Source organism: Streptomyces sp. NPDC048415 (assembly GCF_040651675.1).
In the GTDB taxonomy this organism is placed as follows: domain Bacteria; phylum Actinomycetota; class Actinomycetes; order Streptomycetales; family Streptomycetaceae; genus Streptomyces.
This window is the reverse complement of record NZ_JBEZKJ010000013.1, coordinates 61,550-80,612: the sequence shown is the minus strand read 5'-3', so window position 1 is coordinate 80,612 and position 19,063 is coordinate 61,550. Positions and strand designations below refer to the sequence as shown.

General features: G+C 69.6%; 18 protein-coding genes and 1 tRNA gene. 6 read left to right on the top strand and 13 right to left on the bottom strand.

Features of this window, described 5'->3' with window-relative positions:
* Window positions 1-81: 81 nt before the first annotated feature.
* The 4 genes from AB0D27_RS12305 to AB0D27_RS12290 form a co-directional block, all read right to left on the bottom strand.
* Window positions 82-1,026, bottom strand: a complete 945-nt coding sequence (locus AB0D27_RS12305) for a MerR family transcriptional regulator (protein ID WP_362505997.1) — start codon at window positions 1,024-1,026, stop codon at window positions 82-84.
* Between the two features lie 66 nt (window positions 1,027-1,092).
* The gene (locus AB0D27_RS12300) at window positions 1,093-1,995 is read right to left on the bottom strand and encodes a metal-dependent hydrolase (RefSeq protein WP_362505995.1); all 903 of its coding nucleotides are present in this window, start codon (window positions 1,993-1,995) and stop codon (window positions 1,093-1,095) included.
* A complete protein-coding gene (locus AB0D27_RS12295; protein ID WP_362505992.1) occupies window positions 1,992-3,746 on the bottom strand; it encodes an SDR family oxidoreductase in 1,755 nt (584 codons plus the stop codon). Before AB0D27_RS12295 ends, AB0D27_RS12300 begins: the two co-directional genes overlap by 4 nt.
* Window positions 3,743-4,585 (bottom strand): M24 family metallopeptidase, encoded by an 843-nt coding sequence (locus tag AB0D27_RS12290; protein WP_362505989.1) that lies wholly within the window; start codon window positions 4,583-4,585, stop codon window positions 3,743-3,745. The genes AB0D27_RS12295 and AB0D27_RS12290 overlap by 4 nt, the downstream gene beginning before the upstream one ends.
* Before the next feature lie 251 nt (window positions 4,586-4,836).
* Here AB0D27_RS12290 and AB0D27_RS12285 point away from each other — a divergent pair, with 251 nt between their 5' ends.
* The 6 genes from AB0D27_RS12285 to AB0D27_RS12260 all read left to right on the top strand — a co-directional run bounded on the left by AB0D27_RS12285 (window position 4,837) and on the right by AB0D27_RS12260 (window position 9,066).
* Window positions 4,837-5,805 carry an ABC transporter ATP-binding protein gene (locus AB0D27_RS12285; protein ID WP_362505986.1) on the top strand — a complete coding sequence of 323 codons (969 nt, stop codon included), beginning with the start codon at window positions 4,837-4,839 and terminating at the stop codon, window positions 5,803-5,805.
* The gene (locus AB0D27_RS12280; protein WP_362505983.1) at window positions 5,795-6,700 is read left to right on the top strand and encodes an ABC transporter permease subunit; all 906 of its coding nucleotides are present in this window, start codon (window positions 5,795-5,797) and stop codon (window positions 6,698-6,700) included. The genes AB0D27_RS12285 and AB0D27_RS12280 overlap by 11 nt, the downstream gene beginning before the upstream one ends.
* Window positions 6,697-7,608, top strand: coding sequence for an ABC transporter ATP-binding protein (locus AB0D27_RS12275; RefSeq protein WP_362505980.1), 912 nt, complete (start codon window positions 6,697-6,699; stop codon window positions 7,606-7,608). The genes AB0D27_RS12280 and AB0D27_RS12275 overlap by 4 nt, the downstream gene beginning before the upstream one ends.
* Window positions 7,609-7,618: 10 nt before the next feature.
* Window positions 7,619-8,338, top strand: a complete 720-nt coding sequence (locus AB0D27_RS12270) for an ABC transporter permease subunit (protein WP_362505977.1) — start codon at window positions 7,619-7,621, stop codon at window positions 8,336-8,338.
* Between the two features lie 132 nt (window positions 8,339-8,470).
* Window positions 8,471-8,710, top strand: a complete 240-nt coding sequence (locus AB0D27_RS12265) for a hypothetical protein (RefSeq protein ID WP_362505974.1) — start codon at window positions 8,471-8,473, stop codon at window positions 8,708-8,710.
* 251 nt (window positions 8,711-8,961) lie between these two features.
* A tRNA-OTHER gene (locus AB0D27_RS12260) sits at window positions 8,962-9,066 on the top strand.
* 28 nt (window positions 9,067-9,094) lie between these two features.
* Here AB0D27_RS12260 and AB0D27_RS12255 read toward each other — a convergent pair.
* From AB0D27_RS12255 to AB0D27_RS12215, 9 genes are all read right to left on the bottom strand, one after another.
* Window positions 9,095-9,940: an HAD family hydrolase gene (locus AB0D27_RS12255; protein ID WP_362505971.1), complete on the bottom strand. Its 846-nt coding sequence runs from the start codon at window positions 9,938-9,940 to the stop codon at window positions 9,095-9,097.
* Window positions 9,937-11,214: a serine--tRNA ligase gene (serS, locus tag AB0D27_RS12250; protein ID WP_362505968.1), complete on the bottom strand. Its 1,278-nt coding sequence runs from the start codon at window positions 11,212-11,214 to the stop codon at window positions 9,937-9,939. The genes AB0D27_RS12255 and serS overlap by 4 nt, the downstream gene beginning before the upstream one ends.
* 579 nt (window positions 11,215-11,793) lie before the next feature.
* On the bottom strand, window positions 11,794-12,729 hold the full coding sequence (pheA, locus tag AB0D27_RS12245; protein ID WP_362505966.1) for a prephenate dehydratase: 936 nt from the start codon (window positions 12,727-12,729) through the stop codon (window positions 11,794-11,796).
* A gap of 66 nt (window positions 12,730-12,795) precedes the next feature.
* The gene (gene efeB / locus AB0D27_RS12240) at window positions 12,796-14,124 is read right to left on the bottom strand and encodes an iron uptake transporter deferrochelatase/peroxidase subunit (RefSeq protein ID WP_362505964.1); all 1,329 of its coding nucleotides are present in this window, start codon (window positions 14,122-14,124) and stop codon (window positions 12,796-12,798) included.
* A gap of 8 nt (window positions 14,125-14,132) precedes the next feature.
* The gene (locus AB0D27_RS12235; RefSeq protein ID WP_362505962.1) at window positions 14,133-16,124 is read right to left on the bottom strand and encodes a copper resistance protein CopC; all 1,992 of its coding nucleotides are present in this window, start codon (window positions 16,122-16,124) and stop codon (window positions 14,133-14,135) included.
* A gap of 13 nt (window positions 16,125-16,137) precedes the next feature.
* Complete coding sequence (locus AB0D27_RS12230; RefSeq protein WP_362505959.1) at window positions 16,138-16,620, bottom strand: copper chaperone PCu(A)C; 483 nt, start codon at window positions 16,618-16,620, stop codon at window positions 16,138-16,140.
* Window positions 16,617-17,270, bottom strand: coding sequence for an SCO family protein (locus AB0D27_RS12225; RefSeq protein WP_362505956.1), 654 nt, complete (start codon window positions 17,268-17,270; stop codon window positions 16,617-16,619). Before AB0D27_RS12225 ends, AB0D27_RS12230 begins: the two co-directional genes overlap by 4 nt.
* Before the next feature lie 114 nt (window positions 17,271-17,384).
* Window positions 17,385-18,119, bottom strand: a complete 735-nt coding sequence (locus AB0D27_RS12220; protein ID WP_362505953.1) for a YcnI family protein — start codon at window positions 18,117-18,119, stop codon at window positions 17,385-17,387.
* A gap of 106 nt (window positions 18,120-18,225) precedes the next feature.
* Entirely contained in the window at window positions 18,226-19,059 is an 834-nt protein-coding gene (locus AB0D27_RS12215; RefSeq protein ID WP_362505951.1) for a hypothetical protein, read from the bottom strand.
* Window positions 19,060-19,063 lie beyond the last annotated feature (4 nt).

Here is a 19,063-nt window from a genome sequence, read left to right as displayed (position 1 = left end):
TTTGGCTCGGAGGTTTGATCCACAACCAAGTCCAGTTATCCACAGGGGAATTGACGATTCTGTGGACAACCACCAAGTCATTTACGGTATTTCGCCAACAGTAGTGTGATTGACCGACTTTGAGGCGAGGCGGTCCAAGGTCCGGGCCTGGACTTCGCGTTCGGCCGCGGCGCTGACGAACGCGGCGGCCTGATCGGTGCCAACCAGCCGCTCCACGGCTCGCATTGTCCCGGCGAAGATCTCCACCTTGCGCGCCTCGGCCTCCCGTTCGGGCAGTCGCGCCGCGCCGAGGTGTTGCCGCAGGTACCGGTTGGCGAACAGCCGCATGGCACGCGCGAGTTCGGCGTCCACCGTCTGCTGGGCGAGCGGTCGAAGCCGGCGTACGAGCGAGGCCGCCTCGGCCGCGTCGGCGTCGGTGGGCGGATGCTCACCCAGATAGCGTGCGAAGACGTGCTCGGTCGTGAACTCCAGGAAACGAGAGGCGATGTGCTCCACCTGACCTCTCAACTCCCGCAAATGACCGGCGATCGCGGACAACGGAACCCCCGCCGCGTACAACTCGGCTGCCACAGCGAGCTCTTGAGGGCTCGGAACCAGGAAGGAGCTCTCGTCGCCGGGAACAGGCTCCAGGACGCCGAGCTCCACGGCATCGGCCACGGCGTCGTCGTCCGGGCTGCCGCCGAACCGCTCGTCCAACTCGGCCCGCGAGATCCGGGCGGCCTCCTCGTCACTCCACGGTCCGTCGACCTCCGCGACCAGGCCGAGGACACCGCCGAGGCCCCGGCCCGTGTCCCAGGCCTCCAGGAGTTCCTTGATGGAGGCGAGCGTGTAGCCACGGTCGAGCAGGTCGGCGATCTGCCGCAGCCGGGCCAGGTGTGCGTCCGCGTACACATTGGCGCGGCCGCGCCGCTCGGGGCGGGGGAGCAGCCCGCGGTCCTGATAGGCGCGGATCGTCCGGACCGTGGCACCGCTGTGGTGCGCCAGGTCCTCGATCCGGTACGCGGCACCGGCCGACTCCTCGCTCATGCTTCCCGTCCTCCCCTCCCACATCGCCCACGAAGCAAAGCCGCCCACCGAGGCTCACGGCCATCGCTATCCGATCGCCGCCCGTCCGATCGCCCCCGCCGCCGACCGTGCCGCCGGTGACTGCGCGAGATACTCGACGGCGCTGCGCAGCGAGCCCTCCTGGGACGGATGGTACGACCGCCGCAGATAGCGCGGTATGGCCGCGCCGAGCTGCTTCCAGGTGGGCAACAGTCCCTTGCGTACGGCCCTGTTGTGGGCCGCGAGTGAGTAGCGGAGGCGGCCCCCGAGTTGAGGGTCGTGGCGTATGAGATAGGCCGTGCCCCATGCCCACAGGTACAGCATCACCGGTGCGGTGACCGCCATGCCCGCGACCCGTCGCGCGTACCGGCCCAGGCCCTCGCCGCCGCAGTGCTGGTACATGTCGAAGGCGACCGCGCGGTGCTCGACCTCCTCCGCTCCGTGCCAGCGCAGCAGGTCGAGCATCATTTCGTCGGCGGCGGCGAGGTCCAGGCCCTCGGCCTCCAGCACCCAGTCGCCCAGCACCGCCGTGAACTGCTCGATCGCCGCGATCACCGACAGCCTCAAGCGCAGCCACTCCCGCTCCGGTATCGGTGCGCCCAGGGGCGGCTGCTCGCCCAGCAGCTTTTCGAAGAGGAAGTCGACGTACTTAGTGAAGTCCGCGGTGTCCAGCCGCTGCGCCGCCAGATGGTCGAGGACGTACGCGTGCTGCACGCTGTGCGTCGCCTCCTGACCCATGAACCCCTTGACCTCCTTGAGGAGTTCAGGGTCCCCGACCAGTGCGAGCGCCTCCTTGAACACCTTCACGAACCACCGCTCCCCCGCCGGAAGCAGCAGGTGCAGCACATTGATGACATGGGTGGCGGTGGGCTCGTCCGGTATCCAGTGGAGCGGGGTCTTCTCCCAGTCGAAGGACACCCTCCTCGGGCTGATCACATGGTGCTCGCTCACAGCGGTGGCTCCATTCGTGCGATCGCGCGCAGCGCCTTCGGTGTGAAGCGGGCCATGAGGTGGGCGCCGCGTGCCTCCGGGGTGACGGGGACGACGGCCTGGTTGCGGACGACCGCGCGCAGGATCGCGTCGGCGACCTTCTCCGGCGGGTAGTTGCGCAGCCCGTACAGCCGCGCCGTCCTCTTCTGGCGCCGCTTCTCCTCGCTCGCGTCGACTCCGGCGAAGCGTGCGGTCGAGGTGATGTTCGTGTTGACGAAGCCGGGGCAGATCGCCGAGACGCCGATGCCCTGCCCGGCGAGCTCCGCGCGCAGGCATTCGCTGAGCATCAGGACGGCCGCCTTGGAGGTGCTGTAGGCGGGCAGCGCCTTCGAGGGCTGGTACGCGGCCGCCGACGCGGTGTTGACGATGTGACCGCCCTGGCCGCGCTCGGCCATCTGCTTCCCGAACAGCCGGCAGCCGTGGATCACACCCCACAGATTGACATCGAGGACCTTCTTCCAGTCCTCCGCGGTCGTGTCGAAGAAGGACCCGGAGAGTCCGATCCCGGCGTTGTTCACCAGCACATCCACCACGCCGTACTCGGTGGCGACCTTCTCGGCGAGCTTCTCCATGGCCTGCTCGTCCGATACGTCGACGGTCTCGGCCCAGGCGGCGGGGGAGCCGATCAGCCGGGCCAGCTCCGCCGTGCGGGCCGCGCTCTCCGCGTCGCGGTCGACGGCCACCACGCGCGCGCCGGCCTCAGCGAACGCGAAGGCGGTGGCCCGCCCGATGCCGCTGCCCGCACCGGTGACCAGCACCAGTTGCCCGCCGAACCGGTCCGTGTATGTGCCGCTCGCCGCCGGTGTGGGCCGCCCGCCTTCGGTGGCCGTCACGAACTCCGTGATCCACGAGGCCAGTTGATCGGGGCGCGTGCGCGGGATCCAATGCTTGGCCGGGAGCGTGCGGCGCACCAGCTGCGGAGCCCATTCCTCCAGCCCGTCGTAGAGCCGCTCGGACAGGAACGCGTCCCCCAGGGGCGTGACGAGCTGCACGGGCGCGTGCGCATACGCATCCGCCCGCGGCCTGCCCAGCCTGGCCCGTACGTTGTCGCGGTACAGCCACGCGCCGTGCGCCGCGTCCGAGGCCAGCGACGGGGTCGGGTAGTCGCCCGCGGGTACTTTCTCGAGCCGTCGGAGGATCTTCGGCCACTGCTTGCCGAGCGGGCCGCGCCAGGCCAGCTCCGGCAGGGCGGGTGTGTGCAGCAGGTACACGTACCAGGACTTGGCGCCCTGGCCGAGGAGTTGGCCGATCTTGCGCGGGGTGGGCCGCTTCACGCGCTGCTTGATCCAGTGCCCGAAGTGGTCGAGAGACGGGCCGGACATCGACGTGAAGGACGCGATCCGGCCCTCGGTGCGCTGGACCGTGACGAACTCCCACGACTGCACCGAACCCCAGTCGTGCCCCACGAGATGCACCGGCTTGTCGGGGCTGACCGCGTCCAGGACCGCCAGGAAGTCGTCCGTGAGCTTCTCCAGGGTGAACCCGCCGCGCAGCGGCTGCGGCGCCGTCGAACGGCCGTGCCCCCGTACGTCGTACAGGACCACATGGAAGCGGTCGGCGAGGCGCGTCGCGACCTCGGACCACACCTCCTTGGAGTCCGGATAGCCGTGCACCAGCACCACCGTGGGCTGCGACGCGTCGCCCAGCTCGGCGACGCACAGCTCGACTCCGCCCGTCCGCACCCAGCGCTCACGCGCGCCCTCGAGACTCACTTCTCCTCCGCCCAGCGCCGCACGTGCGGCAGATCGTCGTCCAGCCAGAACGCGCTCGCCTCGGGATCCTTGGAGTCGGTGACGACCAGGATCTCCTCGAACTTCGCGCCCGTGCCCCGGAAGCCGAGATGCGGTTCGACCGCCCACAGCCCCGGCCGGGGCGGATGGTCGGAGAACCTGTACGGCGACCACAGCGGCGACCACCCGTCGCGGTGCCCGTGGAGCGCGTCGCCCGCCAGCCCCTTCAGGGACTGCGTGCCGAACCCGAACAGATGCGGCGACCAGCGCCGTTCCCTCACGCGTCCCACCTTGTGCGCGATCACGCCGAAGGGATACGCGCGATGCCGGTTCGCATAGCCCTGGCGGACCATGAGCCGGTCCACGTCCTCGTAGATCTCCCGCAGCGGGCGCCGCTCGCGCACCTCGCGCAGAATCAGCTCGCGGTGCGCCTCCAGGTCGGCGAGCAGCTTGTCCTGCACGGGGTTCAGGCCCAGGGAGCCCGAGTAACCGATGTCCGCGGTGAAGCCCTTGTGGACCGGGGCCATGTCGAGGATGAACGGCATCCCCGGCTCCAGTCGGCGGTTGGTGGGGAAGAACTGCAGCGGAACCCGGAAGTTCACGAACGCCGTGCGGTCACCGAACCAGGCGAAGGGCAGATGGAACCAGTCCCGCACCCCGCGCTCGCGCAACCACTCGCGCTGCATGCGCGCCGCCTCGCGCTCGGTGACGCCCGGCTTCAGCTGCGCCGCCACCGCCTCCGCGCACTCGTACGCGAGACGCTGTACTTCCCTGAACCCCCGCAGTTCCGCGGAGAGTTCGCCTGCCACTGCCGTCGTCATGCCACCGCCCCACCCTGTCCACACCGACCGCGGTACGTGTCCGTAACTTGACACTGGTGAATGTGACAGTTGTTAGAGGCTGCGTCAATAGACGGGTATGACGCCTGTGGACAACCGATCCGATGTGGATAACCGGGCGCCGGTTGTTCGACCTCAGGGGGGACCCCTACGGGCCCGTACGACTGGAGTCTGACGCGGATCCAGCTCCGTGGTCTGACGACCGCTGTGGTGTGCGCCACTACCTTCGAAGCGTGACTGTGATCGCGACCGAAAGCCTGAGCAAGCGGTTCCCCAGGGTGACCGCGCTTGACCGGCTCTCCGTGGACGTCGGGCCCGGTGTGACGGGACTCGTCGGAGCCAACGGAGCCGGCAAGTCCACACTGATCAAGATCCTGCTGGGTCTGTCCCCCGCCACCGAGGGCCGCGCGCGAGTGCTCGGCCTCGATGTCGCCACCGAGGGCGGCGCCATCCGCGAGCGGGTCGGGTACATGCCCGAGCACGACTGCCTGCCACCCGACGTCTCGGCCACCGAGTTCGTCGTCCACATGGCGCGCATGTCCGGGCTCCCGCCGACCGCGGCCCGCGAGCGCACCGCGGACACGCTGCGCCACGTCGGCCTGTACGAGGAGCGCTACCGCCCCATCGGCGGCTACTCGACGGGCATGAAGCAGCGCGTCAAGCTCGCGCAGGCCCTCGTCCACGACCCGCAGCTGGTCTTCCTCGACGAGCCGACCAACGGCCTCGACCCGGTCGGGCGCGACGACATGCTCGGGCTGATCCGCCGCATCCACACCGACTTCGGCATCTCGGTCCTGGTCACCTCGCACCTCCTGGGCGAACTGGAGCGCACCTGCGACCACGTCGTCGTCATCGACGGCGGAAAGCTGCTGCGCTCCAGCTCCACCACGGACTTCACCCAGACCACCACGACCCTCGCCATCGAGGTCACCGACACCGACGAACACCCGGACGGCACCGGCGCGGTCCGCGACGTGCTCCACGCGCGCGGGATCGAGACCCACGACGGCAGCGGCCTGCCGGGCGCCGGACACATCCTGCTGCTCACCGCGGAGGGCGAGGAGACGTACGACGTCATCCGCGACATCGTCGCCGACCTCGGCCTCGGCCTGGTCCGCATGGAACAGCGCAGGCACCACATCGCGGAGGTCTTCAAGGACAGCGACGAACAGCGGAAGGAGGCGGTCGGCCATGGCGGTTGAGCAGCCCCTCACCCAGCCCGGTGAGCAGACCCGTATCCACAACATCGGCTACCGCAACTACGACGGCCCGCGCCTGGGCCGCGCCTACGCCCGCCGCTCGCTGTACTCGCAGTCCCTGCGCGGTGCCTACGGCCTGGGCCGCTCGGTCAAGTCCAAGGTGCTGCCGATGCTGCTCTTCGTGGTGATGTGCGTCCCCGCGCTGATCATGGTGGCCGTCGCGGTCGCCACCAAGGCGAAGGACCTGCCCGTCGACTACACCCGTTACGCCGTCATCATGCAGGCCGTCATCGGCCTGTACGTCGCCTCACAGGGCCCCCAGTCGGTCTCCCGCGACCTGCGCTTCAAGACCGTACCGCTGTACTTCTCCCGGCCCATCGAGACCGTCGACTACGTACGCGCCAAGTACGCCGCCCTCGCCTCGGCGCTCTTCGTCCTCACGGCCGCACCGCTGATCGTGCTCTACGTAGGGGCGCTGCTGGCCAAGCTCGACTTCGCCGACCAGACCAAGGGATTCGCACAGGGACTGGTCTCCGTGGCACTGCTGTCGCTGCTCTTCGCCGGGATCGGCCTGGTCATCTCGGCGGTCACCCCGCGCCGCGGCTTCGGCATCGCGGCCGTCATCGCCGCCCTGACCATCTCCTACGGGGCCGTGTCCACCGTCCAGGCCATCGCCTTCGAGCAGTCCAGCACGGGAGCCGTCCCATGGCTCGGCCTGTTCTCGCCGATCACGCTCATCGACGGAGTGCAGACGGCCTTCCTGGGCGCCACCTCCGCCTTCCCCGGAGGGGAAGGCCCCTCGTCCGGGCAGGGCGTCGTCTACCTCATCGTCGTCCTGGGTCTCATCGCGGGCTGCTACGGCCTCCTGATGCGCCGCTACCGAAAGGTCGGGCTGTGACCACGCTCAACATCGACCACGTCTCACGCTGGTTCGGCAACGTGGTGGCGGTCAACGACATCACGATGACCATCGGCCCGGGAGTCACCGGCCTGCTCGGCCCGAACGGCGCCGGAAAGTCCACCCTCATCAACATGATGGGCGGCTTCCTGGCCCCCTCCACGGGCACCGTCACCCTTGACGGCGAGCCGACCTGGCGCAACGAACAGATCTACCGGCAGATCGGCATCGTCCCCGAGCGCGAGGCGATGTACGACTTCCTCACCGGCCTCGAATTCGTCATCGCCAACGCCGAGTTGCACGGCCTCGGCGCGAAGGCCGCCCAAAGGGCCCTCGCCACCGTCGAGATGGAGTACGCGCAGGACCGCAAGATCTCGACGTACTCCAAGGGCATGCGGCAGCGCGTCAAGATGGCGTCCGCCCTCGTCCACGACCCGTCGCTGCTGCTGCTCGACGAGCCGTTCAACGGCATGGACCCGCGCCAGCGCATGCAGCTCATGGACCTGCTGCGGCGCATGGGGGACGAAGGCCGCACGGTGCTGTTCTCGTCCCACATCCTCGAAGAGGTCGAACAACTCGCCGCCCATATCGAGGTGATCGTCGCCGGACGGCACGCGGCGAGCGGCGATTTCCGCCGCATCCGCCGTCTGATGACCGACCGCCCGCACCGCTATCTCGTCCGCTCCAGCGACGACCGGGCACTCGCCGCCGCGCTGATCGCCGACCCGTCGACGTCCGGCATCGAGGTCGACCTCGCCGAGGGCGCGTTGCGCATCCAGGCGGTCGACTTCGGCCGGTTCACCGCCCTGCTGCCGCGCGTCGCGCGCGAGCACGGCATCCGGCTGCTCACGGTCTCGCCGTCCGACGAGTCCCTCGAGTCCGTCTTCTCGTATCTCGTCGCGGCGTAGGAGGCCGAAGATGTACGACCCCACAGTCGCCCGGCTCACCTATCGGGGCCTGCTCGGCCGCCGCCGGGCTCTCATCCTCTGCGTCCTGCCCGTCCTGCTCATCGTGATCTCCGCGGCCGTACGCGGCTTCGCCGGGGCCGACGACCAGGTGGCCTCGGACCTGCTCGGCGGGTTCGCGCTCGCCACGATGGTGCCGATCATCGGCGTCATCGCCGGCACGGGCGCGATCGGGCCCGAGATCGACGACGGCTCGGTGGTGTATCTGCTCGCCAAGCCCCTCAAGCGGCCCACGATCATCTTCACCAAGCTGATCGTCGCGATCGCCGTCACCATGGCGTTCTCGGCGGTGCCGACGTTCATCGCGGGCATGATCCTGAACGGCAACGGCCAGCAGGTCGCCGTCGCCTACACGGTGGCCGCGCTGGTCGCCTCGATCGCGTACGCCGCCCTCTTCCTGCTCCTGGGAACCGTGACCCGGCACGCGGTGGTCTTCGGACTCGTCTACGCCCTCGTCTGGGAAGCCCTCTTCGGGTCGCTGGTGTCCGGCGCGCGCACGCTCAGCGTCCAGCAGTGGGCGCTCGCCGTGGGCCACAAGGTCACCGGCGGGGACCTCGTCACCTCGGACGTGGGTCTGACGACCGCGACGGTGCTGCTGGTCGCGGTCACCGTTCTCGCCACCTGGTACGCCGGGCAGCGGCTGAGGTCGCTGACGCTGGCCGGCGAGGAGTGAGCGGGGGCTCCACGCGCGCGTGCCTGTTGTTGTCGCCATGCACGCGCGCGTGGAGCCCCTTTTCTTGACAGTGGCTTCACCTGTGTCCGGGCACACTGGGCAAACGGGGACGCACAGCCAGGAGGAACGGGGATGGCAGCCGAGAAACCACACGGTGACGGACGGGAGCAGTCCGAGGACGTCTGGGACGACCTCGTCCTGGACGAGAACTTCATACGGTCCGCGGAGACGACCGAGCCGTCCGCCCGCGCACGTATGCTCGCCGCCCGCTGGCGCGAGGAGGGACCCGATCCGCAGCCCTGGCGCTCCGACGAGCCGCCCGCGGGATGGTTCTTCAGCAAGGGGCGCCGGCGCAGATGGCGTCGCCGCTGACACCGGTTTTATTCGGTGGCGCCCAAGTCGGCGTCGGCGCACAGTAGTTGTGTCCACGCCGCCGCATCGAGCCGGCGCCGCTTTCTGGGAGAGGAGCACGACGATGTTCATCAGGAGCAGTTCGTCGAGCTCCCGACAGGGCAGCCCGCGGCGGGTTACGGAGTAGTTACCCCTCCGTCGAACCCCGCTCCGCACGGGGGGCTGCCCGGGGCGGCCACTTCGAGCGCGCGTCTCGCGCGGGCCGCCCACCCGGAGGATTGGCCGAGAGGTAAGGCACCGGCTTGCGCTGTGTTTCATCAAAGGCGAGTCGTGGTCGGGGGTAAAACCCCGCGCGCGTTCGATTCGCGCATCCTCCGCAAGACGAACCACGCCATTGCCGCCCTCTCAGAGGTTCAGCAACCGCTCCAGCACCACCGCGATCCCGTCCTCCTCGTTCGAGGACGTCACCTCGTCCGCGATCGCCTTGAGGTCGTCGTGGGCGTTGGACATGGCCACCCCGCGCGCCGCCCAGGCGAACATGGGGATGTCGTTCGGCATGTCGCCGAAGGCGATCGTGTCCGCGGCCTGCACGCCGAGGCGGCGGGCCGCCAGGGAGAGCCCCGTCGCCTTGGAGAGACCGAGGGGGAGGAGTTCCACGATCCCCGCGCCGGCCATCGTGACGCCCACGAGTCCGCCGGCGACCTGCGTGGCCACCGCGGCCAGCTCGTCGTCGGAGAGCGTCGGGTGCTGGACGTACACCTTGTTCAGGGGGGCCGACCAGAGATCGGACGCGTCCTTGATGGGCACGACCGGGAGCGGGCCGTCGTGTACCCGGTAGCCGGGGCCGACCAGTACCTCGCCGTCGAGCCCGTCGCGGCTCGCGGCGAGCAGCAACGGCCCGACCTCCGCCTCGATCTTGGCGATCGCCAGACCGGCCAGTTGCCGGTCCAGCGTCACCGAGGTGAGCAGCCGGTGCTCCCCCGCGTCGTACACCTGCGCGCCCTGACCGCACACCGCGAGGCCGTCATAGCCGAGGTCGTCGAGGATGTGCCGGGTCCAGGGCACAGCGCGTCCGGTGACGACGATGTGTGCCGCGCCCGCCGCGGTGATCGCGGCGAGCGCCTCACGCGTACGATCCGAAACCGTCTCGTCGGAACGCAGCAGCGTCCCGTCGAGGTCGGTCGCGACGAGCTTGTAGGGGAACGCCCCGGTCGAAGCGGTTGCCCCGCTCGACCCAGCGGTGCCGGTCACTCGGAGATCGGCTCCAGGACCTCACGGCCGCCCAGGTACGGACGCAGCACCTCCGGCACCCGCACGGAGCCGTCGGCGAGCTGGTGGTTCTCCAGGAGCGCGACGATCGTGCGCGGTACGGCGCACAGCGTGCCGTTCAACGTCGCGAGCGGTTGGACCTTCTTGCCGTCGCGCAGGCGCACGGACAGGCGGCGGGCCTGGAAGCTGTCGCAGTTCGAGGCCGAGGTCAGCTCGCGGTACTTGCCCTGGGTCGGGATCCACGCCTCGCAGTCGAACTTGCGGGTCGCGGAGGCACCGAGGTCGCCGGAGGCCACGTCGATGACCTGGAAGGGCAGATCGAGGCCGGTGAGCCACTGCTTCTCCCATTCCAGGAGCCGCTTGTGCTCGTTCTCCGCGTCCTCGGGAGCGACGTACGAGAACATCTCGACCTTGTCGAACTGGTGCACGCGGAAGATCCCGCGGGTGTCCTTGCCGTAGGTGCCGGCCTCGCGGCGGAAGCACGGCGAGAAGCCGGCGTAGCGCAGCGGCAGCTTGTCGGCGTCGAGGATCTCGTCCATGTGGTACGCCGCGAGGGGGACCTCGGAGGTGCCGACCAGGTAGTAGTCGTCCTTCTCCAGGTGGTACACGTTCTCCGCGGCCTGGCCGAGGAAGCCGGTGCCTTCCATGGCGCGCGGGCGGACCAGCGCCGGGGTCAGCATCGGGATGAAGCCGGCCTCGGTGGCCTGCGCGATCGCCGCGTTGACGAGGGCGAGCTCGAGGAGCGCGCCGACACCCGTCAGGTAGTAGAAGCGCGAGCCGGACACCTTGGCACCCCGTTCGACGTCGATCGCGCCGAGCGCCTCGCCGAGCTCCAGGTGGTCCTTGGGCTCGAAGCCCTCGGCGCCGAAGTCGCGGATGGTGCCGTGCGTCTCGAGGACGACGAAGTCCTCCTCGCCGCCGACGGGGACGTCGGGGTGGATGAGGTTGCCCAGCTGAAGCAGGATCCGCTTGGTCTCCTCGTCCGCCTCGTGCTGCTCGGCGTCGGCCGCCTTGACGTCGGCGGCGAGCCGGCCCGCCTTCTTCAGCAGCTCGGCCTTCTCGTCACCCGAGGCCTTGGGGATCAGCTTGCCGAGCGCCTTCTGTTCGGAACGCAGCTCATCGAAGCGGATGCCGGACGACCTGCGCCGCTCGTCGGCGGAGAGGAGGGCGTCGACGAGCGCGACGTCCTCTCCACGGGCGCGCTGGGAGGCGCGAACACGGTCGGGGTCCTCACGGAGCAGGCGAAGGTCAATCACCCCTCAAGGCTACCGGTGAGCGGTTCCGGCCTACGACTCGATATTCCCGTGCGTGACGTGTGTCACGTTATGAGCGAAATGCCATGTGAATCTCTTGATCATCAATCGGCGTCAATGGCGACGTCAATGAAAGGGGTCGTACTCCCTGAAACGGGGCAGATGGCGGCGCTCCGGTTGACTGGACTTCCTTGTGCGGCACAGGACTTGAGAAGTCGTTGTCCACAGGAATCCACGCCCCCGAAGAGTTATCCACAGGCTGTGCGGAAGATCTGTGGACTCCGGAAGTGATCGTTCCGAAAGCCGCAAGTGGGACGAAGAATTCCCGGGTCAAACCCTCTCTACACCCACGTTCGAGTGGAAATGGTTCGCTCCAAAGGATTGATCAAGGGAAAAGAGTGGACGAGGGGTGACGTGGGGGGCTGTGGACGAACTTGGGGCTGGTAGGCCGATTTGTCGACGATGTAGCGCTTCGTTGTCGACTTGTCCCCAGGTCGAGAAGCACACCTGTGGATAACACCTGTGGATGAAGAAAATCAGCAGGTAGGAAAGGTGCGCAGCAGCGGTTACGGACAGAACCGGTTAGAAGCGGCCGTCCTGGCAGCGCGCCAGCCAGTCCGACGCCGCAGAGAACGCGCCGTCGGACGTACCCGGCCGCAGCGGCCGTACGTCTTCGAGGGCGACGCCGGCCCGCGGATAGGACCCGAGGAACCGCACCTGCGGGCAGATTCGCTTGAGGCCCATCAGCGCCTCGCCCACGCGGCGGTCGGTGATGTGGCCCTCGGCGTCCACCGAGAAGCAGTAGTTGCCGATGCCCTGGCCGGTGGGCCGCGATTCGATCCGCATCAGGTTGACGCCGCGTGCGGCGAATTCCTGGAGGAGTTCGAGCAGCGCGCCGGGGTGGTCGTCGCCGAGCCAGATGACCACGGACGTCTTGTCGGCTCCGGTCGGGGCCGCGGGCCTGGCCGGGCGGCCGACCAGCACGAAGCGGGTCTCGGCGTTCGCCGCGTCGTGGATCTCGGCCACCAGCGGTTCGAGCCCGTACGTCGCCGCCGCGAACTCGCCGGCGAAGGCAGCGTCGTAACGGCCCTCCTGGACCAGGCGGGCGCCGTCCGCGTTCGACGCGGCCGACTCCCACAAGGCGTCCGGAAGGTGTGTGCCGAGCCAGTTGCGCACCTGGGGCTGCGCGACCGGGTGCCCGGTGACCGTCTTGACGTCCTTGAGGGTCGTGCCGGGCCTGACCAGCAGCGCGAACGCGATGGGGAGCACGACCTCGCGGTAGATCATCAGCGGCTCGCCCTTGGCGAGTTCGTCGAGGGTGGCGGTGACGCCTCCCTCGACCGAGTTCTCGATCGGGACGAGCGCGCCCGCGGCCTGGCTGCCGCGCACCGCGTCGAGCGCGGCCGGGACGGACACCATCGGCACCAGCTCCCGCGTCGCGGCTTCCGGAAGCGTGCGGAGAGCGGCCTCGGTGAAGGTTCCCTCGGGGCCCAGATACGTGTAGCGCGTCGCCGACATACCGTCACCCTAATGGGCCGTACCAAACCTGGCCGACGAACGGCCCCGGGGGCCCCGGGGCCCGGCTCAGCCCTCCAGCAACCGCTGCCCCACGTACTCCCCCTCCGCCGCCCCGCCCGGCACCGCGAACAGCCCGCTCGCCTCGTGGCGGAGGAACGTGGAGAGCGCGTCGCCGCGGTCGAGCTTGCGCTGGACGGGGACGAACCCGCGCAGCGGATCGGCCTGCCAGCAGACGAAGAGCAGTCCCGCGTCGGGCACCCCGTCGCTGTCGATGCCGTCGTGGAAGGAGAATGGGCGGCGCAGCATCGCGGCGCCGCCGTTCTGGTCGGGCCGGGTGATCCGGGCGTGCGCGTTGATGGGGACCACGTAGTTGCCGTCGGCGCCGGTCTTGTCGAGGTTCATCGCGGTGGTCTCGGTGCCGCCGCTCAGCGGCGCCCCGGTGGACTTCTTCCGCCCGATCACGTCCTCCTGTGCCTTGACCGAGAGCTTCTCCCAGTCGTCGAGGAGCATGCGGATACGGCGTACGACGGCGTACGAGCCGTTCGCCATCCACGCCGGGTCGCCCGAGGACGGCACGAAGATGCGCTGGTCGAAGTCGGACTCGGACGGTTTCGGATTGCGGGTGCCGTCGATCTGGCCCATCAGGTTCCGCGCCGTCATCGGCTGGGCGGTGGCTCCGGGCGAGCGGTTGAAGCCGGTCATCTGCCAGCGCACGCGGGCCGCGCTGCCCGCGTCCTTCTGGATCGCGCGCAGGGCGTGGAAGGCGACCAGGGCGTCGTTCGCGCCGATCTGCACCCACAGGTCGCCGTTGCTGCGCGTCTTGTCGAGGTGGTCGGAGGAGAAGTCGGGCAGTGGGTCAAGGGCGACCGGGCGCTGCTTCTCCAGGCCCGTACGCGCGAAGAAGCTGTGTCCGAAGCCGAAGGTGACCGTCAGGGACGACGGGCCGGCGTCGCGTGCGACGTCCGTGTCGTCCTGTGCGGCCGCCTCGCCCGCCATCAGCCGCTGGGCCGTCGCCGACCAGCGGCGCAGCAAGGCGGCGGCCTCCTTGCGGCCCGCGCCCGCGGCCAGGTCGAAGGCGACGAGGTGCCCGCGGGCCTGGAGGGCGGTGGTGATGCCGGGCTGATGTTTCCCGTGAAACATCACCGCGTCCGTGCCGAGCGAGGTCAGGGGGGTGGCCTTCTGGGCGGAGGGCGCCGCGGCGTACCCGGCGGCGCCTCCGGCCGCGCCCAGCGCGAGACCGGTCGCACCGGCGGTGCCGAGCAGTCGGCGCCGTGAAAAGACCCCTCCAGAAGAGGGCTCTTGAGAAACGGCCTCCCCAAGAGGGGCATTTTCGAAAATCGCCCCCTTGGGAGAGACCTCTTGGGAGGAGACCTCCGGAGTGGACTGGTCAGCCATGGTGAGGTTCAGCCGATCTTCGCGTTCTTGTTCACGGTCGTCTGGTCGATGTCGGAGGTGCGGACGGTCACCGCGATCTTCCAGTCGCCCGCCATGGGGATCTGCACTCCGATCGCCGACCAGTGTCCGGTGGCGATGCGGTCGGGGGTCACGGGCAGCGGGCCGATGTCCTTCGCGGCGAGCGTGAAGGCGACCTTCACCTCGGGGACGTCGAAGGCCTTGCCGTTCGGCCGCTCCACGAACACATGCATCTCGTTGCCACCGACGCGGGCCGGGTCGAGGGTGAGCTCGACGGTGCCCTTGCCGTCCTCGCCGCCCGTGTCGAACGGGATCTTGAGGGACAGCGGTCCCGACCGTTGGGAGGCGGACGCGGTGGCCTGCTTGACCGCTTCCTCCGTACGCCCCGGTTCGGTGGTCGTCAGCACGGTCGTGACCGCGAGCAGGACGATGGCGACGCCCGCCTCGGTGAGCGCCGAGCGGCGCAGGCCCGAGCGGTGGGGGTCGGCTTCGCGGGCGCGCTTGTCCCGCGCGGTGGCCACGGCGGCCCGCTGCCGGGCGAGCTGGGCGGCGCGCCGCGAGTCGGTGGAGACGCCGGCGGGCGTCTTCTTGGCCGTGCGTCGCTGCGCGACCGTCGCGGTCGCCTTCTTGGCCGTACGTTCCTGTGCGACCGTCGCAGTCGTCTTTTTCGCCGTGCGCTGCTCCACCACCGTCGCCGCGACGGCTCCGGCCGCTTCCAACAGCTGCCCGGTCCAACGCCGCGAGATACTCGCGATGCCGACGAGGACCGCCACCAGTCCGACCTTGACGAGCAGCAGCTGCCCGTACGTCGTGTCGGTGAGCGCCGACCAGGTGCCGACCTGGCGCCACGACTGGTAGATCCCCGTCGCGACCAGCGTGAGGACGGCGCCGAACGCGAGGCGCGAGAAGCGGCGTACGGCCACCGTCTCGATCTGTGTCTCCACCGGCGCCCGGAACAGGGCGACCAGCAGTGTCGCAAGGCCGCCGAGCCAGACGGCGACGGCCAGCAGGTGCAGTACGTCGACGGGCATCGCGACACCCGTCTGGATGCCGGTCGAGGCATGCTCGGCCATCGCCCACGTCGCGGCCAGACCCGCCGCGACGACGGCGCCACCGATCGCGAGCCCGAAGGTGAGGTCCTTCTTCTCGGCCGCGGCCTCATCGGAGCTGCCGGACGCGTCGGCCTCGTCCCGCTTCACATACGCCCCGAAGAGCACCGCGATGAACAGCGCCGCCGCGGCGAGCAACAGCAGCCGTGAGACCAGGGCCGCGCCCGACTTGGTCTGCAGCACCTGCCCGAGCAGGGTCAGGTCGAAGATGTCGCCGATCTTGCCGGAGCCGACGTACGACCCGCGCAGGAGCAGCAGTGCGAGCGTGGCCCCGGTCAGCGCGAGCCATCCGGCGATCACGAGCCGCTGCACCGGCCGGACCCCGGCGCCGCGCTGCCAGCAGGCCAGCACGAAGGCGGCGCCGCCGACGAGGAGGATGAATCCGGCGTACGACACGTAGCGCGCGGCGCCGTAGAGCACGCCGACGACCCCGCCGCCCACCTCCTGGCCGGACGCCGCGACGGAGGTCTGCGAGGGGGCACCGATGGAGAAGGTGAAGGCGCCCGAGACGGGGTGGCTGTCCGCCGACACCACCTGGTAGGTGACGGTGAACGTGCCGTCAGGCAGCCCAGGTCGCAGCTTCACGCCGTACGTGGTGCCGCTCAGGTTGGTCGCCTTGCCGGTGTCGACCCGCTTGCCCTTGGGGTCGAGCACGCGCAGCGAGCCGTCGTTCATCGCGACCTCCTCGGAGAAGGTGAGCGAGACCTGGGCGGGCGCCTTGTCGACCACCGACCCCTGCTTCGGGTCGCTCCCGGTCAGCGCGGCGTGCGCGGAGGCGGGCGCCGCGCCGGCCAGGAGCGCGCCGCAGACGGCGAGGAACAGCAGCAGGAGGATGCGGAAGCTCCGGAAGCGGGAGGCGATGGTCTGTGTCACGGTGATCCCTCCCTCAGTGCCCGGTCTTCGGGGTGTACGTCGCGGACTTCACCGGCATGGCGATTGTCATCGTGCCGGACTTGGCGAAGTGCAGTTCCACGGACACCTTCTCGCCCTGCTTCGGCTTGTGGGTGAGCTTTTCGAACATGAGGTGGTTGCCACCGCTCGCGAAGTCCAGCGTGCCCTTCGCGGGCACCTTGAAGGACTTCTCCTCCTCCATCGAGCCGCCCTTGGTCGAGTGCAGCGTGAGGTCGTGCGAGAGGTCGCTGGTGACCGAGGTGAGGGTGTCGGCGCCCCCGGAGTTGGTGACGGTGAAGAAGCCGGCTGCCATGGTGTCCATGCTGGGGGCGGGCATGTAGGCGCCGGTGACCTTCAGTTCGGGCTTGGCGGAGGCGTCCGAGGAACCATCCGAACCGCACCCCGCGAGCGTCAGTGCCGCGGCTATGAGCGCGGCGGATCCGGTGAGGAGCCTTGAACGACGGCCGGGACGCCTCACGGATTCTCCCCATTGATGATCTTGGGAAGGTCCTTGGTGTAGTCGTCGACGGTGGCGTTCTCGCCGTAGAGCACATAGCCCCCGTCGGTCTTCGGTGAGAAGGCGATGACCTGGGTGCCGTGCACGGAGACGAGCTTGCCGTTCTTGTCCTTGGACGTCGGCTCGATGGAGATGCCCATGGTGCGGGCGCCGGCCTGGATGGTGGCGAAGTCGCCGGTCAGCCCGACGAAGTCGGAGTCGATGCCCTTGAGCCACTTGCCGAGCGCGGAGGGGGTGTCGCGGCCGGGGTCGGTGGTGACGAACACGACGCGGAGCTTGTCCTGCTGGGCCTTGGGCAGCTGCTTCTTGGCGACGGCGAGGTTGTTCATCGTCAGCGGGCAGACGTCGGGGCAGTGGGTGTAGCCGAAGTAGATGAGCGTCGGCTTTCCCTTGGTCTGCGCGCGCAGGTCGTACTCCTTGCCGTTCGTGTCGGTGAGCACGAGGTCCGGCTTCTCGAAGGGCTGGTCGAGGACCGTCGCGGCCTTGCCGGAGCCGGCCTCGGCGGACACGTCGGCGATCGGCTTGTTGCTGTCGTCGCCACTGCCGCAGGCGGAGAGGGTCAGAGCGGCCGCGGCGAACAGTGCGGCCACGGCGTACGTCTTCTTGCGCATAGAAAAATGTCCCAGATGTGAGCGCTCCGATGCGCACCGGGGTCGTACGACGTCTGAACGGCCAGGTCGTACGTGCTCCCGGTGCGCACCGAAAGCGGGCTGTGCCTCGGTATCTCAGGCGTTCGGGCGCCGACGTCCGGCCAGCACGCCGTACGCCACGCCCGCCGCGCCGACGACGATGCCCACGACGCCGAGCACGCGCGCGGTGGTGTCACTGCTGTCGGAGGAGGACGCGGCCTCGGTGGTGTTCTTGGCGGCCGTCTTGGAGGCGGAGGCGTCCTCGGTGCTGGAAGAGCCGTGGTGGCCCTCCTCGGACGCGGCGGAGAGCGCGAGGACGGGAGCCGGGTTCTCGGGCTCCGCCGCGCCCTCCTTCTGCGGCTCGATCCAGCGCACGACCTCCTTGTTGGAGTACGTCTGGATGGCCTTGAAGACGAGTTCGTCGGTGTCCTCGGGCAGCGCGCCGACGGAGAGCGGGAACTTCTGGAAGAAGCCCGGCTCGATGCCCTTGCCGCTCGCCGTCCAGGTGACCTTGGTGACGGCCTCGTCGATCTTCTCGCCGTGCATGGTGAGCGGCTTGGCCAGCTTGGACTTGGTGACCTTCACGCTCCAGCCGTCGATCGGCTGCGGCATGACGGAGGCGAGCGGGTGGTCGGCCGGGAAGTTGACCTCGAGCTTGGTCGTCGAGGCGTTGTCGCGCTCGTTGGGGACCTTGAAGTTCACGGTGGCGTAATCGCCCTTGGCGGCCGGGCCGTCGGGCTGCACGGTGACGTGCGCGAAGGCGGGGGCGGACAGGCCGAGGACGGCCGAGGCGGCGACGGCGCCGACGGCGGCGATACGGGAAACCTTCATGGCAGAGAACACTCCACTGTCAGTCCGATGATGAGGGGCCGCGTGCGCACAACGGCACGCGCGCGTGCCGCACGACGGCGGCCCCTTCGGGGAGTGACGCGTCGTGTCAGGCAGCGAGGACGAGTGCGGTGGAGACAGGCGGCCCGCGCCGGATGACGGTGTGCTGGAGCGCGGTCGTCCGCGGTTCGGGAGGCGCGAGCAGCGCGGCGGGGAGAGCACGCGCCGCCTCGGGCGCCCCCGGGAGTCCCGTGCGCAGGGCGCGTACAAGTGCGAGCGCGGCGCGCAGGGACCGTACGAGCGCCCCTTCGGCGACCCCTTGCGCGGACAGTCGCATCAGACGCAGCAGCGCCATGTCGCCGCGGCGCAGCACCCATCCGGCGGCCACGGCCGCGAGGACGTGGGCGAGCAGCATCGGCAGGGAGGGCAGCACCGACATCGAGGTGCCCGCGCTCGGGGATACGGCATCCGCCGCGTGGTGCATGGAGGACGACGTCATGCCCGTGTCGATCCGCGCGTCGGCGAGGATCCGCTGCGCGTGTGCGGGAGTGATCGCCGCCGCGGTGGTGCCGCACACCAGGCGTGCGGCCCGTTCGACGAGCGAGGCGTCGGACATCGACATGCCCGACGTCATCGAGCCCATGGACCCCATGGTCGTCGGACCGCCGTACTGGCCGAGTCCGAAGAGAGTGTGCAGCGTGGTCTGGCCGACTGCGAGGACCGCGGCGATGCCCGGCAGCGAACGCTCACGTCCCGCCGGCGCGACGGCGACGGCGAAGACCGCGAGGAAGCCGGCGGCCAGGGTCCACAGGGGGACCGTGGCGCAGGAGGCGAGCCCATGACCGGCCGCGGCCAGCACGACGCAGACCGCGGCGAACACCGCGGCCCTGAGGATCCGGAGGTCCCATCCGGAGCGCGCCGAACGCTGGTGGGCGGCAGTCATGGCG